Annotated in this window: 26 protein-coding genes, 2 pseudogenes and 1 riboswitch; of the genes and pseudogenes, 10 read left to right on the forward strand and 18 right to left on the reverse strand. The window is 60.2% G+C overall.

The features are described from left to right. The first annotated feature begins 54 nt into the window (after nucleotides 1–54). From B0G69_RS27600 to B0G69_RS27610, 3 genes are all read left to right on the forward strand, one after another. Nucleotides 55–1,305 (forward strand): MFS transporter, encoded by a 1,251-nt coding sequence (locus B0G69_RS27600; protein ID WP_121322832.1) that lies wholly within the window; start codon nucleotides 55–57, stop codon nucleotides 1,303–1,305. Between the two features lie 95 nt (nucleotides 1,306–1,400). Beyond that, nucleotides 1,401–2,486 (forward strand): porin, encoded by a 1,086-nt coding sequence (locus tag B0G69_RS27605; protein ID WP_121322834.1) that lies wholly within the window; start codon nucleotides 1,401–1,403, stop codon nucleotides 2,484–2,486. Between the two features lie 87 nt (nucleotides 2,487–2,573). Then, nucleotides 2,574–3,173 carry an MFS transporter gene (locus tag B0G69_RS27610; protein ID WP_241991485.1) on the forward strand — a complete coding sequence of 200 codons (600 nt, stop codon included), beginning with the start codon at nucleotides 2,574–2,576 and terminating at the stop codon, nucleotides 3,171–3,173. A gap of 247 nt (nucleotides 3,174–3,420) precedes the next feature. Here B0G69_RS27610 and B0G69_RS27615 read toward each other — a convergent pair. From B0G69_RS27615 to B0G69_RS27635, 5 genes and pseudogenes are all read right to left on the reverse strand, one after another. Then, a pseudogene (locus tag B0G69_RS27615) lies at nucleotides 3,421–3,681 on the reverse strand (arsenate reductase family protein); the annotation flags it as partial. Then, entirely contained in the window at nucleotides 3,678–4,763 is a 1,086-nt protein-coding gene (arsB, locus tag B0G69_RS27620) for an ACR3 family arsenite efflux transporter (RefSeq protein ID WP_121322838.1), read from the reverse strand. The pseudogene B0G69_RS27615 and the gene arsB, both read right to left, overlap by 4 nt. After that, a complete protein-coding gene (locus tag B0G69_RS27625) occupies nucleotides 4,750–5,271 on the reverse strand; it encodes an arsenate reductase ArsC (protein WP_121322840.1) in 522 nt (173 codons plus the stop codon). Before B0G69_RS27625 ends, arsB begins: the two co-directional genes overlap by 14 nt. Continuing rightward, nucleotides 5,268–5,729 carry an ArsI/CadI family heavy metal resistance metalloenzyme gene (locus B0G69_RS27630; protein ID WP_121322842.1) on the reverse strand — a complete coding sequence of 154 codons (462 nt, stop codon included), beginning with the start codon at nucleotides 5,727–5,729 and terminating at the stop codon, nucleotides 5,268–5,270. The genes B0G69_RS27625 and B0G69_RS27630 overlap by 4 nt, the downstream gene beginning before the upstream one ends. Then, nucleotides 5,726–6,058 (reverse strand): metalloregulator ArsR/SmtB family transcription factor, encoded by a 333-nt coding sequence (locus tag B0G69_RS27635; protein WP_199731358.1) that lies wholly within the window; start codon nucleotides 6,056–6,058, stop codon nucleotides 5,726–5,728. The genes B0G69_RS27630 and B0G69_RS27635 overlap by 4 nt, the downstream gene beginning before the upstream one ends. 190 nt (nucleotides 6,059–6,248) lie before the next feature. On the opposite strand from B0G69_RS27635, the gene chrA reads away from it, so the two are divergent. Then, complete coding sequence (gene chrA, locus B0G69_RS27640) at nucleotides 6,249–7,478, forward strand: chromate efflux transporter (protein WP_121322844.1); 1,230 nt, start codon at nucleotides 6,249–6,251, stop codon at nucleotides 7,476–7,478. A gap of 255 nt (nucleotides 7,479–7,733) precedes the next feature. Here the strand turns inward: chrA and B0G69_RS27645 are convergent, their stop codons facing one another. Genes B0G69_RS27645 through B0G69_RS27655 form a run of 3 tightly spaced genes read right to left on the reverse strand, consistent with a single transcriptional unit; the run spans nucleotide 7,734 to nucleotide 9,475 of the window. After that, nucleotides 7,734–7,922: a DUF1289 domain-containing protein gene (locus B0G69_RS27645; protein ID WP_121322846.1), complete on the reverse strand. Its 189-nt coding sequence runs from the start codon at nucleotides 7,920–7,922 to the stop codon at nucleotides 7,734–7,736. Nucleotides 7,923–7,925: 3 nt separating this feature from the next. Beyond that, on the reverse strand, nucleotides 7,926–9,188 hold the full coding sequence (dmeF, locus tag B0G69_RS27650; protein WP_121322848.1) for a CDF family Co(II)/Ni(II) efflux transporter DmeF: 1,263 nt from the start codon (nucleotides 9,186–9,188) through the stop codon (nucleotides 7,926–7,928). 8 nt (nucleotides 9,189–9,196) lie between these two features. Continuing rightward, nucleotides 9,197–9,475: a metal/formaldehyde-sensitive transcriptional repressor gene (locus B0G69_RS27655; protein ID WP_121322850.1), complete on the reverse strand. Its 279-nt coding sequence runs from the start codon at nucleotides 9,473–9,475 to the stop codon at nucleotides 9,197–9,199. A 180-nt stretch (nucleotides 9,476–9,655) separates the two neighbouring features. On the opposite strand from B0G69_RS27655, the gene B0G69_RS27660 reads away from it, so the two are divergent. Beyond that, entirely contained in the window at nucleotides 9,656–10,030 is a 375-nt protein-coding gene (locus tag B0G69_RS27660) for a TfoX/Sxy family protein (RefSeq protein WP_158608981.1), read from the forward strand. A 201-nt stretch (nucleotides 10,031–10,231) separates the two neighbouring features. Here B0G69_RS27660 and B0G69_RS43010 read toward each other — a convergent pair. Continuing rightward, nucleotides 10,232–10,480 (reverse strand): annotated as a pseudogene (locus tag B0G69_RS43010) (sodium:calcium antiporter); the annotation flags it as partial. Nucleotides 10,481–10,617: 137 nt separating this feature from the next. Between B0G69_RS43010 and B0G69_RS41115 the strand changes: the two are divergent. From B0G69_RS41115 to B0G69_RS27680, 4 genes are all read left to right on the forward strand, one after another. After that, nucleotides 10,618–10,779 carry a hypothetical protein gene (locus tag B0G69_RS41115; RefSeq protein ID WP_158608982.1) on the forward strand — a complete coding sequence of 54 codons (162 nt, stop codon included), beginning with the start codon at nucleotides 10,618–10,620 and terminating at the stop codon, nucleotides 10,777–10,779. A 1,316-nt stretch (nucleotides 10,780–12,095) separates the two neighbouring features. Continuing rightward, on the forward strand, nucleotides 12,096–12,350 hold the full coding sequence (locus tag B0G69_RS27670) for a hypothetical protein (protein ID WP_241991486.1): 255 nt from the start codon (nucleotides 12,096–12,098) through the stop codon (nucleotides 12,348–12,350). A 272-nt stretch (nucleotides 12,351–12,622) separates the two neighbouring features. Continuing rightward, nucleotides 12,623–12,907 carry an acylphosphatase gene (locus tag B0G69_RS27675; RefSeq protein WP_121323923.1) on the forward strand — a complete coding sequence of 95 codons (285 nt, stop codon included), beginning with the start codon at nucleotides 12,623–12,625 and terminating at the stop codon, nucleotides 12,905–12,907. A gap of 682 nt (nucleotides 12,908–13,589) precedes the next feature. Next, the gene (locus B0G69_RS27680) at nucleotides 13,590–14,063 is read left to right on the forward strand and encodes a PRC-barrel domain-containing protein (RefSeq protein ID WP_121322857.1); all 474 of its coding nucleotides are present in this window, start codon (nucleotides 13,590–13,592) and stop codon (nucleotides 14,061–14,063) included. Between the two features lie 503 nt (nucleotides 14,064–14,566). Here B0G69_RS27680 and B0G69_RS27685 read toward each other — a convergent pair. After that, complete coding sequence (locus B0G69_RS27685) at nucleotides 14,567–15,271, reverse strand: DUF2968 domain-containing protein (RefSeq protein ID WP_158608983.1); 705 nt, start codon at nucleotides 15,269–15,271, stop codon at nucleotides 14,567–14,569. A 720-nt stretch (nucleotides 15,272–15,991) separates the two neighbouring features. On the opposite strand from B0G69_RS27685, the gene B0G69_RS27690 reads away from it, so the two are divergent. Beyond that, nucleotides 15,992–16,282: a hypothetical protein gene (locus B0G69_RS27690; protein ID WP_199731359.1), complete on the forward strand. Its 291-nt coding sequence runs from the start codon at nucleotides 15,992–15,994 to the stop codon at nucleotides 16,280–16,282. 87 nt (nucleotides 16,283–16,369) lie between these two features. Here the strand turns inward: B0G69_RS27690 and B0G69_RS27695 are convergent, their stop codons facing one another. The 8 genes from B0G69_RS27695 to B0G69_RS27730 all read right to left on the reverse strand — a co-directional run bounded on the left by B0G69_RS27695 (nucleotide 16,370) and on the right by B0G69_RS27730 (nucleotide 23,444). Next, nucleotides 16,370–17,194 carry an ABC transporter ATP-binding protein gene (locus tag B0G69_RS27695; protein ID WP_241991487.1) on the reverse strand — a complete coding sequence of 275 codons (825 nt, stop codon included), beginning with the start codon at nucleotides 17,192–17,194 and terminating at the stop codon, nucleotides 16,370–16,372. An 8-nt stretch (nucleotides 17,195–17,202) separates the two neighbouring features. Continuing rightward, nucleotides 17,203–18,060, reverse strand: coding sequence for an ABC transporter permease (locus B0G69_RS27700; RefSeq protein ID WP_121322863.1), 858 nt, complete (start codon nucleotides 18,058–18,060; stop codon nucleotides 17,203–17,205). Nucleotides 18,061–18,100: 40 nt separating this feature from the next. Beyond that, nucleotides 18,101–18,997 (reverse strand): hypothetical protein, encoded by an 897-nt coding sequence (locus B0G69_RS27705; protein WP_121322865.1) that lies wholly within the window; start codon nucleotides 18,995–18,997, stop codon nucleotides 18,101–18,103. Beyond that, nucleotides 18,985–19,767, reverse strand: coding sequence for an N-acyl homoserine lactonase family protein (locus B0G69_RS27710; RefSeq protein WP_121322867.1), 783 nt, complete (start codon nucleotides 19,765–19,767; stop codon nucleotides 18,985–18,987). The genes B0G69_RS27705 and B0G69_RS27710 overlap by 13 nt, the downstream gene beginning before the upstream one ends. A gap of 35 nt (nucleotides 19,768–19,802) precedes the next feature. After that, nucleotides 19,803–20,585, reverse strand: a complete 783-nt coding sequence (locus B0G69_RS27715; RefSeq protein WP_121322869.1) for a creatininase — start codon at nucleotides 20,583–20,585, stop codon at nucleotides 19,803–19,805. Nucleotides 20,586–20,660: 75 nt separating this feature from the next. Beyond that, the gene (locus tag B0G69_RS27720; protein WP_121322871.1) at nucleotides 20,661–21,413 is read right to left on the reverse strand and encodes an SDR family NAD(P)-dependent oxidoreductase; all 753 of its coding nucleotides are present in this window, start codon (nucleotides 21,411–21,413) and stop codon (nucleotides 20,661–20,663) included. Nucleotides 21,414–21,423: 10 nt separating this feature from the next. Further along, a complete protein-coding gene (locus B0G69_RS27725; RefSeq protein ID WP_199731360.1) occupies nucleotides 21,424–22,434 on the reverse strand; it encodes a fatty acid desaturase in 1,011 nt (336 codons plus the stop codon). A 5-nt stretch (nucleotides 22,435–22,439) separates the two neighbouring features. Continuing rightward, nucleotides 22,440–23,444 carry an ABC transporter substrate-binding protein gene (locus B0G69_RS27730; protein ID WP_199731362.1) on the reverse strand — a complete coding sequence of 335 codons (1,005 nt, stop codon included), beginning with the start codon at nucleotides 23,442–23,444 and terminating at the stop codon, nucleotides 22,440–22,442. Nucleotides 23,445–23,498: 54 nt separating this feature from the next. Then, a riboswitch (guanidine-I (ykkC/yxkD leader) is annotated at nucleotides 23,499–23,609 on the reverse strand. Nucleotides 23,610–23,651 lie beyond the last annotated feature (42 nt).

Here is a 23,651-nt window from a genome sequence, read left to right on the forward strand (position 1 = left end):
GTCAAAACGGAAGAAGAATAAGGGCGGCGTACGCACGTCCTGCATGGAGGAGTCATGGAAAAAAACCTGACGTCACCGAGTGACGCATCGGGCGCGGACTGGGCCGCGTCAAGCTCCGGTGAAACGGAGGCGAGCCCCTACCGCTGGGTTGCTCTGTTCATCGTATGGGCAGCATTTCTTCTCAGCTACGTCGACCGCGTCGCATGGAGCACGGTCGCCGCACCGGTCGGCGCCTCGCTTGGTATCAAGGTGTCGCTACTGGGTGCCTTTGTCACGGCGTTCTACGCGGGATACGTTGTTGCGAACATCATCGGAGGCATGCTGACCGACTTTCTCGGCGGTAGGGCCATGATGACGCTCGCCTTGCTTCCGCTAGGTGTCTTCACGTTCCTCTTTGGTGAGACGACCTCGTTGACAATGGGTATCGTGATTCAACTGGCGATGGGTTTCGCCGCCGGGGCTGACTATTCAGCCGGAATGAAGGTGATTCCTGCGTGGTTCACGCGAGATCGCGGTCGTGCGATGGGGATTTACACCACGGCGACATCGCTCGCGGTGGTGCTCGCCAATGCAATCGTGCCGACGATTTCTGCGCAGTTCGGCTGGTCCAGCGCGTTTCGCATGCTCGGGGTCGCCACCTTCGCCTGGGGCATCGTCTCGCTTCTGTTTCTCAAGAATCGCCCGGGTGGCGAACGGGCTCCGGCTCGCAACAGTGCGAAAGAGATGCTCGGCCTCTTGCGCAATCGCAATCTGATATTTCTTTCCATCGCAGGTTGCGGCGGTCTCTGGGCGACTGTTGGCTTCGGCGCATGGGGAAATGCGCTGATGACGCGCCAATACGGCCTCTCTCCTGTCGTGGCTGGGTCGATTATCGCGTCCTTCGGCATCGGAGCGGTCATCGCGAAACCCACGCTTGGGTGGATTTCCGACCTGCCGGGAATCTCGCGTCGGCTCATGTCCATTCTAATTCTCGTCGCGTTTGCCATGGCTCTGGTGGTGTTCGGCATTTGCTCGACGGTCATCCAGTTTTATATCGTCGCACCGGTCTTGGGCGCATTCGCATATGGCTACCTACCGGTTCTGATGGCACAGGTGAGCGATGCATCCGGAAAACGTCTGGCGGGAGCAAGCGCTGGTTGGACGAACGCCATCTGGCAAATGGGTAGTGCTGTGTCCCCTCTAGCGGTCGGACACGTCTATGGCGGGACACATTCCATCGTGCTTGCCGCTCTTACGCTCGCCATCGGACCGGTCATCGGACTTGTAGCGATGTTGTTCGTGAGCAAACGCATCGCTCAGGTTTAATTCGCCTCGCAAGGCCGGATGCAAGTCGAAGAACCGACCGTGGTCGCTATGACACTAAATTAGTACAACTACCAACATAAGGTAAGGAGACAGGCTTGAAATCGAATCACACTACCCGACTGGTGAGGACTTTGTTCGCCGCTACGTTGTGCTCGTCGGCAACTATTGCAGCTCACGCTCAGTCCTCGGTGACACTCTATGGCATTCTTGACTCCGGCATCGAGTATGTCACGCATGCAGCCAAGCAAGGCTCGGGTACCCTGTTTCGCGTGAACACCGGGAATCGCATCAATTCGCGTTGGGGTTTCACGGGCAAGGAAGACCTGGGAGGAGGTCTGCGCTCGATATTCACGCTTGAATCGGGCTTCGCGACAAACAACGGCACCTTACAGCAAGGTGGACGGCTGTTTGGCCGCCAGGCGTTCGTCGGTCTGGAGAGCGACAGGTTCGGTGCGGTGATGGCCGGCCGGCAGATGACGCCGATGTATCGCTTTTTCCTGGCGTTGGACCCTCTCAACTACTCCAGCTATGGCTTGTCCGCCCAAGATGCGCAGTTTGTTGGACGGGCCGATAACGCACTCGAGTATCTAGGACACACCGGTCCGTTCGAGTTGAACGCGCTCTACAGTTTCGGCTACGATTCGACGATTGCGAATGGTGGCCAGGTGCCGGGAGAATTCCGCGTTGGTAAACAATTTGATATTGGCGGCCGGTATCGCCAGGGTCCATTTAACCTGACTTTGGTTTATGAGCAACGGCAAGGTACGAGCGTTGCTTCGTCTGGCGACAGCGAGCGGCGCTATCTCGCAGGCGGTTCGTGGGCCATCGGCAATGCGACCCTGTACGCTGGCTACGAGCTCCTTCTGAACGATATCGCCGCTACAGTCGCGGCGTCACCGCCGCAGACCATGGCATTCGGAGGCATTCGCTACAAGATAACGCCAGCGTTTCAGGTTTCGGCGGCTTCGTACTATCACGCGTTTCGGAAGGTTTCGGCGCATGCCATAAGCTCAGGCGTCAACGCAGACTACCTGTTATCCAAGCGCACCACGCTGTACACTGATGTCACGTTCGTCATCAACAGCGCGAAGTCTGCCTTGAGTGCGACAGGGTCGACAACCCCAGTCGCGACCGGCGCCAACCAACTCGCGGTGGTGGTCGGCATCGTGCATGCGTTCTGACTCGTAAGAGTCAACAGGGTTCACGCGTTGTGCAGGAATTGCCTGCATTGCCGCCGTGCGTCCGCGTCTCGGGATAGGCACAACGCTGTGAATGGGTCCGGTGGAAGCAATCGCTTGCAGCAACGCATCGCACAGACGGCGTTCGACGACGAATCGGTCAGCATCAACTATTGGGCGGTATTGTCGGTTTTGCTGGGCTCATTTCTGGGCAAACTCGACTCGTCGATAGCTAACGTCGCGCTTCCAACTATCGCGCATGACATGTCGCGGACGGCGGCGCAAGCTATCTGGGTTGTGACCTCGTATCAGTTAGCTATTTCGGTTTCCCTACTCCCGCTTACAGCGGTGGGAGAGATGTTCGGGTTCAGGCGAACATTCGTGTGTGGAGTTGTTGTGTTCACAGCGTCATCGCTAGGATGCGCGGTTGCCCCTTCACTAGCCCTTCCAATCGCGGCACGGGCGCTTCAAGGGGGCGGTGCTGCGGCCATGTCAACGGTTGTTCCAGCGCTACTGAGGCAGGTCTATCTGTTCATATGTCGCGCAGACGCTCGCATATCTTATCTCGGGCTGCCTTTTCTGCTCCAGCATCAGCTTGCGCGTACGGCGACCCAGACAGGTCTTGTGTCTCCGTGGCCCTTCGTCACCGTATTTATCGCGCCGCTTGCCGGCCGACTTTCGGATAGGTAGTCGCGCGAGCCAGGTCGAAGATGGAGGCCCATGTGGCCAATTCGATTGCGCCGCTCAATGAGTTGCCACTTGAATGGTTGAGCAACCCGGTCTTTCTGCAGAAACAGGAACTGAAGCGCCTTATCGCTGGGCAGCTACGACGCCCAATGCCGTCGCCCTTCAACCCAATGAATCGAACCATGGCGCAACTGCGGTCGACCTATGGCACTGAAAACAGTGTTATTGGGGAAACTTTGGCTGATTGCGAATGAGCGAGCATCGCGTCCAGCAACTGGTCATATGTGAGCGACGCGTCTGAGAGGCCCAGTTCCGCGGGGGGTGTACCCTTCTCGCGAATGGCTTCGCGGACCGTCAATCCGGCCGAAGAAATCGTGTTCTTGAGCTGTTCGCGGGTCGGAGGATGTTCGAGATACTCGATTACTTCAGGCTCGATGCCCGCGTTGCGAATCATCGCGAGCGTATTGCGTGACGTACCGCACGCGGGGTTGTGATAGATAGTGACGCTCATCTTGTGTTTCCCCGGTTTGCACGTGCTTCATACCAATGCTGCGACCGGTTGACTACACCGACGACCAGCAGCATCACGGGCACTTCAATGAGCACGCCAACGACCGTCGCGAGCGCAGCACCGGACTGGAAACCGAACAGGCTGATTGCGGTCGCGACAGCCAGCTCGAAAAAGTTGCTCGCGCCAATCAGACTAGATGGGCCAGCCACACAGTGAGCGACCCCGAGCCGGCGGTTCAGGACGTATGCCAAGCCGGAGTTCAAGAACACCTGGATGAGGATGGGCACCGCCAGCATGGCGATAATCAGCGGCTCTTTGACGATGGCCTGCCCCTGAAAAGCGAAGAGCAAAACCAGGGTGCCAAGCAATGCGCAGATTGAATACGGACCGAGCGCCGATACGACCCGCTGAAAATGAGCCTTGCCTCGGGCAAGCAATACTCGACGCATCAGTTGCGCGATGACGACCGGAATGATGATGTACAGTCCGACGGACGTAATCAGCGTGTCCCAAGGCACGGTGATAGCGGACAAACCTAGCAAGAGCGCAACGATGGGCGCAAACGCGACAATCATAATGGCGTCGTTGAGCGCGACCTGAGACAGCGTGAAGTATGGGTCGCCTTTGCAAAGCTGCGACCAGACGAAAACCATTGCGGTGCACGGCGCGGCTGCGAGCAGAATCAGCCCTGCAACATAGCTGTCCAGTTGTGATGCCGGCAGATATGGGACGAATACGTGCCGTACGAATATCCAGCCCAGCAGCGCCATCGAAAACGGCTTCACCAGCCAGTTTACAAACAATGTCACTCCTATGCCGCGCCAGTGTCCTTTCACCTGCGCCATCGCTCCGAAGTCAATCTTGACCAGCATCGGGATAATCATCACCCAGATGAGCACCCCCACCGGGATGTTGACGTGCGCCACTTCCATACGACCGATGGATTCGAACACGGACGGTGACCACTGGCCGAGCAATACGCCGCCGACGATACACAGCGCTACCCACACGGTAAGGTAGCGTTCAAAGAAGCCGATGGCTGCAATGCGGCCGGCCGGCGTTACGTTTTCAGCGCTGCTCACTTGCTGCCTCTGCGGGCCTGTTGCCAATCGCGCGCAACTCGTTCTGGATGGCATTGCGGTCGAGAACGTGTAGAGGCAGGTTCACAAACTGACCTACGCGGTTCAGGATTTGGCGGAACACCTTGTCGAATACCTTGCGTTTCTCTTCATCGTTACCCTCGAAAGCGGCTGGGTCCTCGAATCCCCAATGCGCGGTCATCGGCGTGCCCGGCCATATCGGGCAGACCTCGCCCGCAGCCTGGTCGCAGACGGTGATGACGAAGTCCATGTGTGGTGCGCTCGGAAGGGAAAACTCATCCCAGCTTTTGCTACGCACACTTGTCGTGTCGTAACCGATAGATTCACAGCGTTCGATAGCAAAAGAATGAACCTTTCCGGCGGGGTGGCTGCCTGCGCTGTAGGCAGCAAATCGTCCCTTACCGAGCACGTTGAACAACGCTTCGGCCATGATGCTGCGTGCGCTGTTGCCTGTGCACAGGATAAGAACGTTGTATTGGCGGTCGCTCACGTGCGGCTCCGGAAAGCAATGGTTGAGGGCGCTGGAGCGCAACAGGCGGCCGATGCTGCGGGTTCGGGGTCATGCCGCGATTGACCATACATGGGTGCAGTCTCCAGCGTCCGGAACGTCTCCCAGGCGACGCCTTGCGGGTCGATAGTCCAGGACTTGTCCGACTTTGCGTAGCAGCACGTCGTGGCCGTCTGGTCCAGCGTCGGCAATTCCGCGTTTGCAAAACGGCTGCGCATTTCCGCGAGTTCTTCGTCCGTCTCGACCTGAATGCCGAGGTGGTCGACACCCGGCTTCGCGCCTCGTTGCGAGATGGCGAAGTTGACCTTCGGGTCGGTCAGCTCCCATTTGCAGTAGTCGGCTTTCAAGACAGTTGGCTCAATCCCACCAAACATCGCGGTATAAAACCGCGCGCTGTCCGCGAGGTTTTCAACGGCGACGTGGATGTGCATGCGCTTCATGATTTGTCTCCACAACATTGCGGCGATGCCGGCAGCGAGCAGCCGGCTCCGGCACAGCAGTTCTCCGTCAGGAAGCCTATGAGGCCGTTCATGGCATCGAAGTTGGCCGAGTAAAAGATGAAGCGGCCGTCCTGGCGGGCTTTCACCAGTTCCGCGTGCGCCAGGTCCTTCAAATGGAACGACAAGCTGGACGGCGACAGCCCGATCTGCTGAGCAATCTCACCGGCCGGTATGCCTTCTGGGCCAGCAACGACGAGTGAACGGAAAATCGCGAGCCGCGATTCATGAGCAAGCGCGCTCAGGGCGCGGACAACGAGATTTGAGTCCATGTGAGACATCATATCCGCATCAATTCAATATTTCAAGTACTCTTGAATTGATGTAATCGAAGGCCTCTCGGTCATCTCTCCGTCATATCAGAGAGGCGACCTGCACGCGCGCGGCTGATGTGGTCCGGACGCAGGTAACATGATGCTCAATTCGCCCTGCAGACGGCCGTTACCGGAATTGATGAGCGCAATGCAAAACAATTCAGCGAGCACCGTGACTCGGAAGTCCCCAGACCTCACCGGCCATTCGTCGGCGTGGACACTGTTTCTTGTTTTCCTTCGACTCGGACTAACCTCCTTCGGCGGCCCCGCTGCCCATCTTGGGTATTTTCGCGATGAGTTCGTGAAGAGGCGCCAGTGGATAGATGAGCACACGTACAGCGATATCGTCGCGCTGTGCCAGTTTTTGCCAGGCCCCGGAAGTAGCCAGGTCGGCATTGCAATCGGGCGCCTTCGCGGCGGCGTTGCCGGCGCACTTGCAGCATGGCTAGGCTTCACTCTTCCATCTGCAATCATGCTTGTCGCCTTTGGATATGGATTCGCTTATCTCGCTGATGCGGTTTCATCGCGATTGCTGCATGGGTTGAAGCTGGCCGCGCTGGCTGTCGTCGCTCAAGCGGTCTGGTCAATGGGGCGGTCGCTTTGCCCAGACAGGGGGCGAGCCACACTCGCAGCCATGTCGGCGATATCGGTTGTCGCCTTGGGTGCAACTTCCGGGCAAATCGTCGCGATTGTTCTCGCCGCCATCTGCGGCGCATGCTTGCTGAAAACGCCCACCGATGTCCCTGAATCACTCTCAGGAATGCCCGGCACACGGACCGAGGCTGTCGTCTGTCTGGTCGCGTTCGTGGGTCTCTTGTTCGGACTTCCGCTGGCGGCGAAGCTCGCTCACGCACATTGGCTTGACCTCTTCGCAAGCTTTTACCGAGTCGGCTCACTCGTTTTCGGTGGTGGCCACGTAGTCCTGCCATTGCTTCAGGCTGTGGTAGTGCCAACTGGATGGGTGTCTGCTAACGAGTTTCTCGCGGGGTATGGCGCGGCTCAGGCGATACCCGGCCCATTGTTCACATTCGCCGCTTTCCTGGGCGCGGTTAGCAAAGGCAGTCCCAACGGCGCGGCGGGCGCGGTGCTGGTGACAGTGGCAATCTTCCTGCCATCCTTCCTGCTGGTAGGAGCGGCGTTACCGATGTGGGGAAAGCTGAGGTCGTTTGACAGAATGCGCAAAGCGATGGCAGGCATTAACGCGGCGGTGGTAGGCATCCTGCTCGCTGCGTTATACGACCCTGTTTGGACCAATGCCGTTCACAATGCCACCGACTTTTGCCTCGCGCTGTCGGCTCTGCTATTGCTAACTTGGTGGCGCTGTCCATCCTGGGCGGTTGTAATGCTTACGGCGGTCGCGACTCTGCTCTTCGGCTGAGACGCGTTGACGGCGTCGACTGTCGGTGGCAGCGCGGGACGGGTGGGCTTTCCTTCGTGCCCGTTCTGCCGGCAATGAAAAAGGACGCAGGAATGCCGTTGGGTCTCGTAAGCAGGTCCGGCGCGATTAGCCAGGTGTGCGGGCCGCCATCGTACCTTTGTCGAGCCCGTGGCGACCGCGACGCGCTCGACGCTTCGAGGGTGGCTTAAACGGAAACTCAAAAGGCGTTCAACCCAACTGGCGTTGTCGGCACCGCTAATGGTCGTCGATATCAAGCTGGAGCTTCGCCTGGCGCCGATTCCTGTCATTGATGACCTGATTTCTTCTGTGGTCGGCCATCGTTTTCCATCCGCGAATCTCGTCGAGTGTGCGCAAACATCCAACGCAGAATCCGGATTTTCCGTCAATTCGACACAGGTCGATACACGGTGAGTTGACTACCATTGCTTAAGCCGTCGCGCGGGTAGGATTCACCTCGACTGTCACATGCGACAACCCTTTGAAGCGCTTGAGCGCCGCATGATAGAAGCCTGGGTTGCGCTGCGATTCGCTGGTCGCAACCGATACAACAGCACTCATGTGACCCGGACCCACGCGCCACACGTGAAGGTCGAGCACCTTGTCACCATTGTCCTCAATTACGTGACGCACGTTGTCAGCCATCTTCCGGTCAGGGTTCATGTCGAGCAGAATTCCCCCTGTGTCGCGCATCAGACCGTAGGACCAGTTCGCAATCACCAGTGCGCCGATGACACCCGCAAGCGGGTCCATCCACAGCCAGCCAAACGCGCGCGCCAGCACGAGGCCAATGATGGCCAGCACGGAGACTGCCGCGTCTGCCATCACGTGAATGTAGGCAGACCGGATGTTGTGGTCACGGACGGCGGCTTCGTGAACATCGTCATGGTCGCGCTTGTGCTCTTCGAATTCGACTTCATGCTCGCCATCAGGCAGCCGGACGATAGCCTTGAACGCGTGCGGTTCGGGGATGTCTTCTTTCGACTCCAGGTAGCCACCCCGGTCAGCAAGCGCGAAAGGCTGGCATGTACCATCGGGCCGTATTGTCGTCACAGAGAAAGCGGCCGCGTCGAGCTTCGAATTCGAAGTTTCAGGCATGATACGGAACACTGGAGGCACGCCATCTTCAAAGATGGACAAAACGAAAACACCTGATGGCGCGAATACGCGTTGAGCCTCGTCTTCGTGCGCATGCTCATCGTGGCCATGACCATGGCTATGTCCGTGATGGCCACCGCTTAGCAACCAGACACTGACGATGTTGACGAGTAGCCCGACCACCGCGATTGGAATCGCTTCGCCGAAGTGAACGGGCACAGGCACGAGGAACCGCGAGACGGCTTCGTAGCCGATCAGCAGGGCAATCATCGCCAGCACGATGGCGCTGGTGAACCCTGCCAGGTCGCCGAGCTTGCCGGTACCGAAAACAAACCGCGGATCAGTCGCGTGCTTGCGAGCGTAGGTGTACGCCAGCGCCGCAATCAGCATCGCGCCCGCGTGCGTCGACATATGCAGGCCGTCGGCGACAAGCGCCAGCGACCCGAACATGCTACCGCCACCGATTTCAATGAGCATCATCGCGCTGCACAGCGCAATCACGGCCCACGTCTTACGCGCGTTGCTTTCGTGAGCTGCGCCCAGGAAGATGTGGTCGTGTCCCGCCCCGAAAGCGGTGTTTTCAAATGCGCTCATCCCTGTCTCTACTTGAAGTAGCTGTGGACCACTTCGATTAACTGCTCCGTTGCACTCCCGTCGTGCCCGTCGCCAGCTTCTTCTGCGTCGACCAGATGGGTGCGGATGTGGTCCTCGAGCACCACTGCCAGCAGACCGTTCATCGCGCCCCTGCAGCTCGTGATTTGCTGAAGGACGTCGTTGCATCCGCGCTCTTCCTCAAGCGCTCGCTCGATGGCCTCGACCTGTCCTTTGATACGACGGACTCTGTTCAGAAGCTTCTGTTTTTCGCGAACAGTGTGACTCATGATTGGCCTCCATATACCGTGGGGGAGTATATGTCAGAAACGAATCCCATATAGGGTAGAGGGGTATAGTTAGGCAGGTGTGACAATCGGGGGGTTACGGCGGCAAGGTTTGACCTATGATTTGTGAGAACAAACATGCGTCGGGCGACGCTACTCGCGACTTCATACTTGAGAGTCGGCGTGCAAAAACCGAACCCAGACCACAACACCCCGCTCGCTTCCTTGCGAGTGGTGGCCGCTCAATACGACGACATCCACGAGCGAGCGATGTTCGGATGCCCGGGTTTTTTTGCAGGTACGACGATGGCCGCCTGTGTATGCGGCGATTTGATAGTACTCAAGCTGCCTGTAGACCGCGTCACCGCGCTACTGCAGACGCCTGGTTGTTCTTACTTCAAGCCATACGACCGGACACCGATGCGTCAATGGCTGGCATTTGGCGCAGGCAGCCCTGCATTTGATGCACTCGCGGACCTGTTTAACGAGGCTGTATCATTCGCGCGGACGCCATCTCTTAACAAGCAACGGCACGTCAAGGCACCAACGAAAAGATAGTTCCGCACATTGTTCGTCGGGTCAATTCATGAGGTCACACTGCATTTCCGTTCGCACCGTTGCATCCCCCTTGTTGCCACAGAACTTGTTAGCAAGGGTGTGGATATCCAGTAGCAGTTGCTTCCATCGCGACCATGGCGTTGCGGCTCGCGTGGTCGGCCTGCGGGCGGCCGTCCACATGAGTCCATGGCAAATGGACCTTTAGCGGGTAAGCGTCACGACGAGGTATGTGATGTACAGCAACGCGTACAACAGTAGCGCCCATATCGGCAGACGGCCAGTTCATGTGAATCCACGCAGCAGCAGCGCGCGTGATGACGACGCCCGTAGCACCTCGATACGTGGCTCCCACTGCGTTAGCGTGATGTCGATGACCGGTACCGGCGTGCCGTGAAAGACCAATACGCCCGTGATGTTGCCGAACGCCAGCGTGCCCCGCGCTCGCAGCCAATAATATGGCGAAAAATGGCGCTAAATTATGACCTGTTTAGTGCCGCCATGGAAAACATCCACAGCCTGCTGTCCGTCAGCATTTCGGAATTCAGGCAAAACCCTGGACAGGTGGTTGAAGAGGTAAAGGCCGGCCTGTGGCCGTGCTCAATTACAACAAGCCGGCCTTCTATACGGTTTCTCCGGAGCTCATGGCCCAGATGGCCGAGCTGTACGACGAGCGCCAGCTGGCAACGCTTGTCCAGTGCCGCCTCAAAACGGTGAGCCACGCGGTGAAGGTCAGCGTCGACGACCTGTAATGGCGCACGAGCTGCCGTTCGTGCCGAGGCACTGAAGGACTGGGCGGACCTCGACGGCTCGGTCAAGGCGCTTCGAGAATGCGCTGAAGAAACGCTTGCTGACGCCGAGATTACCGACGGGGAGCATCGGCCACCACTCGTCGATTGCTGGTAAAAGGGTACGCGTCGGGCGAACCGTCGCACGATGCCCAGGAGGAGACAAGTCCGGTCGAAACGTCGGTCACGCCCGCGCCGCCCGTTGAGGGGGATGTGAGTAACGAGAAAAGAGGTTCGCCTTGGCCCGAGTCGAGCTCTACGTCCTGACGCATGCGATCCGTGGCGTCTGTTTCGAACTCAAGACGCCCGAGCGCCCAAACTCTCGTGGTCACCTCCATTCCACCCGCTCTTGAAGCCGGCACGCGTTTCGCATGTCGGGGCGCCTCCCCTGTCAGGACGCGCCCGAACCTTAAAGCGTGAAAGGAAACTCGGTAAGCCCGACCAAGGATGTCGTGCCCCCTTCGCGATGCGGCACCCAGCGCTTTTGCGTTCCTGGCCGCGCACCATCAGTCCGCTTTTAGCTCCCTCCGAAAAAAACGTTGCATTGCGGGTCTATCCTGCACGGTCTGGCATGTTTTACGCCGCTTTGTACCCTCGTGTCGGGCATGCCGCCATATGCCTCCATCCCCGCACTGGGGTCGGAAGCTTGAGTCGCGGCGGTTTCCTGTGGGGCGCCTTGAGTGGCTTGGGGCGCGCCTTGCGAATGCGCAAACCCGGCCATGACAAACAACCCGACAGCTGAAGCGACCATCAGTGGTGATTTCACGTTGGCTCCTTAATCTACGTTGAGTTTTCGATTGATTCGATTCGTTATTCGCGTGCTCCGAATTTGAAATCCACACAGGATTTAGGGACGTGCGAAGCCCGCTTCGGGTCTGCGGGCTAAAATCGCCCGAGGCCACATTTCCAGGTAGTTGGGAAGATACGGAGCGCAGTGCGCCCGGCCGAGGACGGGAGGCGCAAGTTGGCGTGCGCATTGGCAATGTCAATGGATCTTGTGGACCCTTCGACACGTAATAATCGCCCTGCAAATACGGTTATAGAGCGTGGATTGACGGACCGTTAGGGAATTTTTGAGCCAAGCTTCTCCGCGAAACTGGGAAGCAGCTTTTTTGCGACGATTTTAGCCAGACGATGATCCGTTAGGGAGCGGCCCTGCGGCTCCGACTGCTCTCCGTTCGGAGAACATCTCCCAAAAGCCCGGTGTTTGCGGGCGCACGGCGAGCGCTCTCGCGTCTTTACCAGAGGTTCGCGCTTGCAGTCATCGGGCCGTCAGGCAGATGACGCAAACGGCCGCGCGCGCCACCTCCGTCTTCTTTGGCGCGCTCATCCAAATCCCGAATATCGGGCCGACGTTCCTTCGGTCAACGCTCGCCGTTCGACTATGTAGTGGCTACATCACAAGAGCGGATGTCCTCGAGACGGCGCGGCAGCACCTTGATTCAGCTAACCTTGAAGACGTGCAGGCCGCCATTCTTGAGCGCAACGGGCAAGTCAGTCTGATTCGCAAGACCGAGCCGGAGCATCGCCAATGAAGGGGCACCACTTTAACGGAGGGGCACCACTGGACGCAGCTATCCCGCTGGACGGTTACGTAGCTGCATTCGAACACGCATCCAGTCGCGCAGCACGGCTGCGGTACCAGAGCGGCATTTCCCGGGCAGCGCGTTCTTCAGGTATTTCCGCGAAAAGCCCACGGGAGATAATGAGCAGGCATGCGACTACAGCCTGGCCACTTCATTGAGAGGCGAAGCTGCGCCAACACTTTGCAAGGACAACACGCGTGGAAACTCACGACCAGGATGGGATGCTTGAAACTCGGCTGGTGCAGGTGCGTGGCCAGGTACAGGGCATCGGCTATCGGGAAGCCTGCGTACGCCAGGCCCAGTGCGTTGGCGTCACCGGCTGGGTACGCAACCGGATGGACGGCTCGGTGGAGGTGATGCTGCAGGGTTCGCCGGAGCAACTCGCCAACATGTGCGCCTGGCTAAGCGAAGGCATGTCCGCAGCACTCGTCGACGAGCTTGAGGTGGCGGAGCTGCAGCCGCCATTTGCCCGCTTTGACCACTTTGAGCGATTGCCCACGCTGTAGAGGCGAGCAAACCGCTACAACGGAAAAGGAGGCGTTACCCAGCTGCAAGCCTGTCGGGCAGCGCCATCCTTGATGTCAACGGGATGGACCTCGGTACCTTTCAGCTGCGGGGTCACCGCGCGCTTCGAAATATATACAACCAGGCGGTAGCGATATGCCAAACATCGAGGCCTGCCGCTGGCCCAACGGCCCCCCAAAATTCAACCCGTCCGCGCCGCCCCCCGACAATGACTTCGCTGGCGCCCCTTCCAGATAAGCCTCGACCCTCCGGTCGATGTCCCGCGGCCCGTCCGTGTGGAGACGGGCCGCGCGCCAGCACGCGAATGCCGCTGCGCTGCACAGGAGTTTCCCAGCGCGCTCGGGTTTTTCAAGGCGGTCAACATAGCGTCTGCAGAATGGGCGGACGCTGACGAACAGTACTTCCGCGGCCTGTTAATTCGCCTTCCGAATGCCAATAAGCGAAACGCTTCTTGAAATCCTGTTCTAAAGCTCGTCGCCAATTTTAGTAACCGAGCCCTTCGATCTTTATGGCCGCCGCAGCGCAGCGACAACCCATCCTTCGAACCCGTGCCTTGAGGATTAGGTTCGGGTCATCTTGAAAGCAAGGGACGCACGTCTGCGGCCGACCGTTCAGGAACACCGCTTGCGCGCCCTGGAGTACCTTTTTCGAAGGAGGTGAATCATGGGCTCAATCAATCCGCAAGGTGACACACAGCGCGGAGCCGACATTGTCGGCAGTGGTATAGGCGAGGGTCCGGGGCCGGACATCATGGCCGCAGCAACACTCGATGGGAACAAGGTCATATCCTCTGACGGTGAACACGTTGGAAAAATTTCAGACATCATGCTTGACGTCCGAAACGGACGCATCGCCTACGCAGTACTTTCAGAGGGTGGTTTCCTCGGAATGGGTTCCAACCTGCATGCCATCCCGTGGAGTGCATTGACTCTCGACACAGACGAGAAGTGCTTCGTCGTCGACATTACGGCACAGCGCCTCAAGGATGAGCCGGGTTTCGACAAGGACCACTGGCCGACGATGGCAGATGCGAAGTGGGGTGAGTCGACGTATAGCTACTACAACCGGCAGCCGTACTGGGCAGCGACCCATGAAGTGGTGGAAAGCGACCCTGCCGTCAGGCCGAGCGAGCACTGAAAACACAACCAGTAAGCCGCGCCAGGCGGACAGCTAGCCTGTCACACCGTACGCCACCGCGACCGACTGCGGTGGCGTAGACGCGTGGCTCCAGCGACCACGCGCGCGAATAGGTTCGTGCACTCGGCCATCTTGCCCACTACTCCGGATGGAAATCGCAGATTGCGCTCATGGTGCTGCCCATAGAGTCGACTCTCCCGGTAACCGTAGATAGTCCTCGATGAGCCGCAGCAAGTCTGTCTCGTCCGGACGGGTATCTGTTCTGTCGCAGACAATATTGGTTTCGACGGTTCTGCGCGAACAAAACTGCCCCCAGAAAGTCGACCGCCGCGCTCGACTCCTTACGCGATAAGGGATCACGGGTCGGTTTTGTCCGGCATGATTTGGATTGACTTTATGATTTGCGCTTTTACCCAACCCACAGGCACCTTGCAACAACCCCATCCAGACAAAGCCTTGAGAATCCGTCGATCAGCGACGTCCGGTTCATGCAGAGTATGTTTCTAGTCAGGAGCAGCGTTGGTTCGAATTTGACGGATCGGCGGACGTGGAAAGCGTTCATTGCCAGCCAGATCAAGCTGATGGATCTGGCGCCGCAGCCGATTCAACTGAGCCTGGGCGGCCACACGCTGCGCCTCGAGCTGCGCAATCTCCCGGCGCGCCTGCTGTTGCCGTTGGGCAACCAGCTGTGCCTGGGCGGCATGGCTCTCCAGATCTATACGTAGCCGTTCAGACTGGGTCTGCGCCTGTTCAATCAGACGGATCAATTGGTCGTTTTGTGCTTCGAGGAGCGTTCGGCGCATATCCTCCTCAGACAGATGCGTGGCTTGCTGCGTGAAGTGGCGAAACGCGGTCTCTGCGCTTTCCAGCTCGCCCATCGTCAGGACACGCCACAACGCGCCGTCCTGATGGAGTGTCGCGTAATACACCAGATCAGCCCGATGTAAAAGCAGGCTTGCTGCATAGCTGAAACTCCGAAATACACGACACACTGTAAGCGCACCGGTGGCCTCCAGATGTTCGACCTCGGCGAGGGTGACCTTGCGGATATCCTGTCCGCCGGATCGCGACGGCGGTAGAGTAGCTGAGCACAGCGGATTCACAGAGTGAGGCGCGCCCACCGCCAGACGCTCACCATCCTGCCCGACCGGATCGGAGCCAGTGGCGTTCGCAACAAACGGAGCGCGCAGGTCAAAATGTTTTTTCAAGAGAGTCTTGCAGATTCGGTTGTATGCAACGCGGTCGGGGTGCATAGCGGTACTGTAGAACAGACCGCCCGACTCAACTGTCAGCAATTGTGACTCAGCATGTGTCCCGGTGTTCACGCATTGGCCAGACGCGCTGCCGTTCCTCGTTTCAGTCTCGCGGTTCGGTGCCGTTTTTTCGGTTCGCGCTGCCCGGCCCTCGACGGGTCATGCATAGTTCACAAGAGCGATGATTAACCCGCATCGATAAGTCCAGCGCCCTCGACTTGACAAAGCTGTCACGCGTGCGACCGCCCGCGAAATCGCTGCTCGACAGATCGCGGAATGTTCGCCGTCGACTTATGGACGTGCCTCACGTGATGGCAAGCGGTCCGCGTGTCTTGCCGCAGGTCGTGATGCAAGACAGCACTGACCGGAACCACGTCCAGTCACCGCGGCCCGCCATCCAGACGGCTTTATCGAACGATGGGTTGCGCGACGTATTCAAGCGAACAACTCGCCGTATGAAGTGCAGGCGACGTTCACTCCGTATGGCCGCTGGGAATAGAGGAAATGCCGCTTTTCTCACCGACACGTTGGTCTGGGCGCCAGCATGACTCCGATGTGTTCGTCCGAACCCAACATCTCACCCTCCCTCCTTGCGTTCGATGCAGGCAGCGGCGGCGCAAAGCCCCGCCTTACGGGCAGTTCGCGCCAATTGCCCCGGTCGGCATGGACGTTGCATTGAGCAATGCATTCGAGGAGACAGTCATGACATGCCGCTTTTCCGACGCAGCCGCAACGAAGTCGGTTGGAACCAATGCAATCATTGCCGCTGCCGCTGTTGCTCTCGTGGCTATATGCCTGACCGGTATCGCGGCATTTGCCGGGCTACTGCCGGACTCAGACACGGTGGCCATAGCAATGACCGCAACACCGATCGTCGACATGCAGGTCGACGTTCGGCGAAACGATGCGGCTCCGCGCCTTGAGCCGCAGCTAGAAGATGGGAATCCTGGCGCGTCAACAGACTAGTTGGGTCAAGCCGTCGAAAGCGAATAGCCCAACTTTCTCCGAATAATCGAAACTCGCACGTCCGCTATACCGGGGCATGGCGAGCCATTACTGGCGCGTCAACTGCTCCAGCGTCTCCAGATCCGTTTTCATGCCGGACGTCTGCCGTATCCGCGCAAGGATCTCACGCTTAAGCGCGATGAACTCCGGCGACAGCTTCATCTCCGGATCGCGCCTCGCGGAAAACGGCACGTTGTAGATCGAATCGATACGTCCGGGCCGCGGCGCCATCAGCACCACCCGGTGCCCGAGATAGATCGCTTCCTCGACGTCGTGTGTAACGAACACGAGCGTCGTTTTCTCGAGCGCATGAACATGCAGGATCAGGTCGTGCATGACTTCACGCGTCTGCGCGTCGAGCGCGCCGAACGGCTCGTCCATCAGCAGGATCGATGGCTTGCCCATCAGCGCGCGTGCAATCGCGACGCGTTGCTGCATGCCGCCCGACAACTGGTTCGGATAGGCCTCGGCGACGTGCGCCAAGCCCATCGAGTGCAGCAGCGCATCGGCGCGTCCACTCGCCGTTTCCACCTCCGCCTGCGTCCGGTTGCGCCCGTTGACCTTCAGCAGGCGCGAAAAGCGGATGTTCTGCCTGACCGTCAGCCATGCGTAAAGACTGTAGTTCTGAAAGACCATCGCGCGATCGACCCCCGGCCCTTCGATCTCGCGATCGTCGACGCGTATCGAGCCGCTGTCGATCGTTTCCAGCCCGCCCACAATGCGCAACAGTGTCGACTTACCGCAACCCGACGCGCCGACCAGCGTGACGAACTCGTTTTCGCGGACCGTCAGGTCAATATCGGCGAGCGCCCGCACCTGGTTCGTACCGCGCCCGAACTGCTTGCACAGCCCTTCGACGACGATCTTTTTCATGGGGGATTTCATCGTTTGGCCATCCATTTGCTGAACAGCAGGCGGTGTGAAAGCCGAAACGCCTGGTCGATCACGAGACCGATCAGCCCGATCAGCAGAATGCCCGCGAAGATCTTGTCGGTCTGCAGATAGCGCTGGGCCTTGAGGATGGAATACCCGAGCCCCGTGTTCGCGGCCACCAGTTCGGCGACAACCAGATACGTCCATGCCCAGCCCATCGTGATACGCAGCGTATCGAGCACCGCCGGCTTCGCCGACGGGAAGATCACGAGCCGCACCAGTTCCTCGCGTGAAGCGCCCATCGTCTGCGCGGCCTCGACCTGCGCAAGCGGCACGAACCGCACGTTCTCCGCGATCATCAACACCATCTGAAAGAACGTGCCGATGAAGATGATCGCGATTTTCGAGCCTTCGTCGATGCCGACCCACAACATCACGAGCGGAATGAACGCGACTGCGGGCATATAGCGGATGAAGTCGGTCAGCGGTTCGAGCAGCGCCTGCATCGGCTTGAACGTGCCGATCAGCAGGCCGAGCGGCACCGCGACGAGCGCCGAAAGCGCCCATCCGGCGCAGACGCGATACATGCTGATGCCGATGTCGGTCAGCAGGCCGTCGTCGGTCCACCAGATCGACAGCCGATGGACGACATCGAGCGGCCCCGGCATGAACACCTTCGCGACCAGCCCGGCCGACGCCAGCGCCCACCACGAGAGTAACGGCACCAGCAGGCCCGCGAGCGCGAACATCAGATAAGCGGAGCGGCTGATCTCGCCGCGCACAGCCCATAACGAAGGTGGCCTGCGCTTCTGCGGCCTCTCTGCCGCCGGCATTTTCCGGTTCAGCACGTGTTCGGTGGTGGACATCGTAGCTCCTGTCTGGCCGTGTTGAGTAGTGCGTGATGCGTCAGGTCGGATCGGCGCCCTGCCCGGGCGCGGCCTGAAACCGATCGAGGGCCGCGCTGACGGCGTCGGCGAATGCAGGCTGACCTTCGCGCCAGGGCAACGTCGAAAGTTCGATCGTCCAGCGCGCGCCGTCATTGCCGCGTACGCGCCCCAGCGAGATTTCAAAATCGAGCAAAGCCCGTACATCGTCGATATCGAGCGCCGGGTCGCGGACGACTTCGGCGAGGCGCTTGCCCCGGTATGACGCCAGCACGGCCTGCGCTCGCGGCGAACGGCTGCGCGCGAACATGAAAAAATCGCCGCATCGCGCGATGAATACCGACGGCGCATCGTCGCCCGCCGCGCCATCCAGATCGTCGGCCAGCAAACCCGCCGCATGCGCGGCTTCGCGCGACAGCCGCACCGCCCACGTCAACCCAAGCGAAGCCGGATCGCGCTCCCAGCGTTCGTGATACACGGCTTCGATGCCGTCTTCGAGCACGACATGCGGCGTCTCGAAGCGCATGGTCCCCAGATCGCGCGCGTTGCTCGGCGGGCTGAAGTCGATCTGCCGATGCCACGTGCAGCGGTCGAGCCGGCCGTCGGCGGGATCGACCACGACGGCGGCCTCGTCAACCGTCGTCGCGCCCGCGAAGCCCATTTGCGCGGCCAGCTCGATCAATTGCTCACGCGTTAGCGCCGCAAGCGCCGATGCTGCGCCGAACGTACCGCGTGCGGCGGGCACCCGGATATCGATGTGCAAACGCTCGGTCTGCATCCAGAACACACGTGTTTCGCGATCGATCCGTCCGTCTCCCGTCGTCAGCAGCGTGCGGCGCCATAGTCCGCGATAGGTTTCCGGCACGGGCGGCGTGGTAGCGGGCTGATCGTCATACGGCAGCGAAGTCATGCGTGCCATGCGGTTCCTCTGCTCAGCGTTCGCCAGAACGCAATGTCGTGGTTCGGCCAGATGGCGGCATCCGTTTCGCGTGCGAGCGCCTTGAGCTTGCGGATGCTGGCGAGCGCCATGTCTTCACGGTCATTCCAGCACAGCCCGGGCGCAATCTCGTCGTCGATGTTTTCGGTGAGGTCGGCGGCATCGCCCGCGAGCACGATGGGCTTGCCCTGCGGGAGTTCGATCCACAACGACATATGTCCTGCCGTGTGTCCCGGCGTGTTGATCGCACGCACACCAGGCGCGAGCTCGTACTCGTCCCGTTGCACCCGCCAGCGATAGTCGCCCGCGAAGTCGTCCTGGAAGTAGCCGAGGTCCGCCTGCGCGCGCGCCGCTTCGAGTTCATCCGCGTGCACGTGAATGTCCGAGCCGCACACGTCGCACAGGCCCCCCGCGTGATCGAAGTGCAGATGGCCGATCATGACGACGTCGACATCCGAAGGCAGCAGGCCGAGCCGCGCCAGATGGCCCGGAATGCGCTGCTCGTCGGTCATCTGCGGCACGGGCAGCGGCCTTGCCCGTTGCGTGTAGTAACGCTCGCGCAACGCGGGCTCCGCGATCTTGCGATAGTCGCAGCCGACGTCGTACAGGATGCGCCCCTGCCGTGTCTCGATCAGATAGGCGAGGATCGGTGCGTCGATCTCGGTGCCTGCGCCGCGATTGCGCGTCGATACCGATTTGTCGTACCGGTGCATCGCGGTGAGCAAGGGCCACACTCTCAAAACTTGCGTCATTTGCCTGTGTCTCCGTTGACGATATGCGTTCGATGCTACGCGTCGTTGAATTCGGCCTTCAGGGCGGCCGCGATTCGGCTCGACACTTCGTCGGCGAGCCACGCGCCCTTCTCCGCGCTCGCCCCCCGTGCCGACGACAATACACCCGAGAGCGGAACCCATGACGTGCGCGTCGGATAGCTGTCGTAATCGGGAAAATCCGCCGGCGCTTCGTCGGGTATGTCGTCGAGCGAGACCAGGTCCGCGTGATAGTGCAGCATCATCGACGTCTCCATGACGGCCGCGTGTTCGAGCGCATAGCCTGGAAAGCCATCGGGGAATACCTTCGCCAGCGTGGGCCCGGTGCAGAAGTCCCAGTACTCGAGGCGGACCACCCGCAGCGCCGGTGTGCGCGTCCCGTTGAGCGACAGATCGCGCATCGCGAGTTCGATCCCTTCGGTGAGAAACCACTGATTCTCATAGTGGCCGTCGATCAGCGCGAGCCGGCGCACGCCGTGGCGCGCGAATTCGCGCACGACGTCGCGCGTCATCTGGGACAGGTTGTTGCCATCCACGCTCGTCGTGCCGCAAAAATGCTGGCCGCCGCCGCACTTCGGCTGCGACTTGTAGCCGTAGTTGAAAGCCGGTGCGACGATGCCGCCGAGCTGGCGCGCCACGTCGGTCGCAACCGCCGTCGACAGCAGCGCATCGGTGCCGAGCGGCAAATGCGGACCATGCTGTTCGAGCGCGCCGCACGGCAACAACACGACCGCCTGGTCGTTCAGCACGCGGTTGCGATAGTTCACCCAGCTCAAGCGCTGCATCAGGACTTCATTCATCGATGACTTCTCCGGAATCTGTCGGCCACGGGCGCGCGTTTTCTCAGGCGAATCGCGCGAGGCGGCCAGGTGAGTTCAGCCCATCCACGCTCCGCCATTCGGACTGATCGTCTGTCCGTGGTAGAACGATGCATGGTCGGAAGCAAGGAACACGATCGTGGCGGCGATTTCGTTGGGCGAGCCGACGCGGCCCGCCGGAATCGCCGCCTCGAGCGCCAGCGCTTCGGCGCTCATGTGGTCCGCGGACAGCATCGCGGTCGCCACGGGGCCGGGCGCGACCGCATTGATGCGCACGGTCGGCGCAAACTCGCGCGCGAGCGAACGTGTCAGTGCGATGACGCCGGCCTTCGCCGCGCAGTAAGGTGCAAAGTGCGCGCGGCCAAGCATGCCGAGTTCGGAAGCGATATTGACGATCACGCCTTGCCGCGCATGCAGCATAGACGGCAGCACGGCACGGCAACCGATGAACACGCCCGTCAGATCGATATCGACCACGCGACGCCAGTCGGCCTCCGAGGTCTCGAGAAACGGCTTGTCGAGCAGCACGCCCGCGTTGTTCACGAGCACGTCGATGCGGCGCCAGCGTTCGCCGAGTTCCGCCACCGCCGCCTGAAACGCCGCGCTGTCCGTCACGTCGAAGTCGTACGCTTGCGCGATGCCGCCCGCCGCTTCGATATCGCGGCACACCTCGCTCGCCGCTTCATGCTGATTGAAGTGTCCCACCGCGACCCGCGCACCGGCCGAAGCCAGCATGCGAGCCGTCGCGCGTCCAATGCCCGTGGCCGCGCCGGTGACGAGAGCAACCTTGCCATCGAGAGCAATCTGCATATCGGTGCACCTATACCGCGGTTAGAAACGACACGCCGACCGCGCCATAGAAGTCGTCGGCCTGCTTCTTCGCGATGTCCATCACGCCGTAGTCGCTCGCGAGAATCCGTTTGACACGATGCCGATGAAAGCTCGTCAGAAGGCGCGCCATCGGAATGACCTGGCTGTCGTCGTCGCCGTAAAGCCTGGCATGCGCGGCGGGCAGCCGGTACCACGGCTCGACCGGCCGGTCGTGATGGGCGTTGTGATACGAGAAATTGAGCAGCAGCAGGTTGAGCGCGGGATAGCGGACCGAGACGAGGTTCGAATACGTGTTGCGTTGCTCGTACGCATGGTCCCTGATCTTGTCGGCGGGGATCGCGCCACCCTCCTCCAGCACGGCGAACGCGTCATAGGTGTGCTGATAGGCATCGGCAAAGCGCAACACGATCAGGCAGACGAGCCATGCCACCAGATACAGCGCGGCCGCCTGCAATGAGAGCCACGCCAGCCACGCGAACAGCGCAGCCCGTACGACCAGCACCGTCGCCACGCGCCGGCGCTGCGAGCGTTTGCCCGCGCGCATGAATGGCATCGCGATCACATAGCCATGCATGATCAGCTCGACCGCCGGAAAATACGCCCATTCGAGCGCCAGCACGACTCTGCGCACCCATTGCGGCAAGCCCAGCAGGAACGCTTTCGCGTCGAACGTCAGCACGTCCGCGCGATCGACATGGTGCCGCATGTGCTTGCGTCTGAGATCCGCGAACGACGCATAGCAACTGCCGTTGATCCACGCGAGCGCCGCGCCGAGCCGTGCATTCGCTTCGGCGGTGCGAAACACCGCGCCGTGCGCGGCGTCATGCAGCAGATAGGCGCTGACGATCATCGCGTGCGCGAGCACCAGCGTACCTGGCACGGTGAGCCATGGTTTCGCCGTCAGCAGCATCGCCATGCCTAACGCGAAGCCGCCGAACGAATAGGCGATCGCCAGCGTGTTCGGGACCGCGCCGTCGCGGTATCGATAGAAGCTGCGCATGGCGGTCACTTCACGAGTTGATTGACGAATTGCGCGTCGATCGTCGTTTCGATCGCCGGTGGCGCGCTGATCTGCCCTTTCTTTTGCAGCAGACCGCCGATCACCGCGCCGCTCGTGAAGTACGAACGCGTCGTCGGTCCCTTGACGAAGCTCTGCGGCATTTCCTTCGTCGGAATGTTGTACACGCCATCGAGCTGGCTTTTCACTTCGTCCGCCGATATGCCGAGCGCCTTGCCGATGATCCTGTTCGCCTCGTCCGGATGACTCTTCATATAGGCCATGCCGTCCGCGTAAGCCTGAAGAATGCCTTTCACCTCGGCCGGATGGGCGTCGATATACGGCTGCTCGAACACCAGCACATCGGCGATCAGACCGGGCGCATTGCGCGACGAATACACCACATGGAACTTGCTCTTGTCCGCCGACAGAATCTGCGAAACGTTAGGCTCGTACGTGACGCCGACCGGCAGACTGCCCGACACCATGGCGCCGGGAATCGCCTCCGGCGTCATGTTGACGGCCGTGATGTCCTTGTCGCTCAAGCCATTGGTTTGCAATGCGTAGGCCAGCAGGAAGTCGGACGGCGAAAGCGGATTGAACGCAATCTTCTTGCCCTTGAAGTCGGCGACTTTCCTGACATCGGACGTCGCCACGATTGCATCGCCGCCGTTGGAGAAGTCGATCGGCATGACGACCTTCTGCTTCATCCCCTTCGCGTCGGAGCCGATCACCTGGTCATAGGTCAGCATCGCGCCGTCGACCGAATGGCTCGCTAGCGCAGCGGGCAGCAGGCCGGGGTCGTTGAAGAACTGGAGTTTGAGCGACAGCCCGTACTTCTTGTAGAGATCGAGGGCTTCCGCGACATAGAACGGACCATAGCCGATCCAGACGACGGTGCCGATCTTCAGGGGCTGGGCAGCCTGTGCGGCGGGAGTGGAGAACGACAGGCAAGCAAGCATGCTTGCAGCGAGCGACAACGTGCGCAACGTCTTCATCGACAAGAACGGCATACGGAAGGCTCCTGAACTGAGGGAAGAAAATGTACGGGAGAGCGCTTCATGCGCATCTCCCGGGCTTTTATCCCTCCGTGGAGCCCCGAACGTAACCGGAGCCGGAATGCTCTCGGACCAGACATCCGCATCACACCGCGGACCGGAACCCTAGCTTTCCTATCAGTTGCTGAGCTTCACGCTCATCCCGTGACGCAGCGTTCTAAG

The organism is Paraburkholderia sp. RAU2J, from assembly GCF_003634845.1.
GTDB lineage: Bacteria > Pseudomonadota > Gammaproteobacteria > Burkholderiales > Burkholderiaceae > Paraburkholderia > Paraburkholderia fynbosensis.